The organism is Psychrobacter sp. TB20-MNA-CIBAN-0197 (assembly GCF_040309765.1).
In the GTDB taxonomy this organism is placed as follows: Bacteria; Pseudomonadota; Gammaproteobacteria; order Pseudomonadales; family Moraxellaceae; genus Psychrobacter; species Psychrobacter submarinus.
The window spans coordinates 1-255 of the sequence record NZ_JBEOPC010000973.1; the positions used below are offsets into that span (position 1 = coordinate 1).

The window sequence follows — 255 nt, forward strand, 5'->3', positions numbered from 1 at the left end:
GCGCTGACGATTATTTAACTAAGCCATTTTCGTTTGAAGAACTCCATGCTCGTGTCCTTGCATTACTTCGTCGTGGTTCACTGCAAAATCAACAAAATACCCTTACCGTAGGTGATTGCGTATTAGATCTCTCGCTTAAAACTCTTCACTACAAGCAACATGCCATTGAGCTCACGCGTAATGAATATAAAATAATAGAATGCTTATTTAACGCCCCAGAGCGAGTATTGGGGCTTGAGCTTATAAGTGAAGCGG

Annotated in this window: 1 protein-coding gene; it reads left to right on the forward strand. The window is 41.6% G+C overall.

Annotation, left to right across the window (positions count from 1 at the left end; all coding sequences use genetic code 11):
* On the forward strand, positions 1-255 hold a 255-nt coding region (locus AAEY83_RS16775; protein ID WP_502945210.1), incomplete at both ends, for a response regulator transcription factor.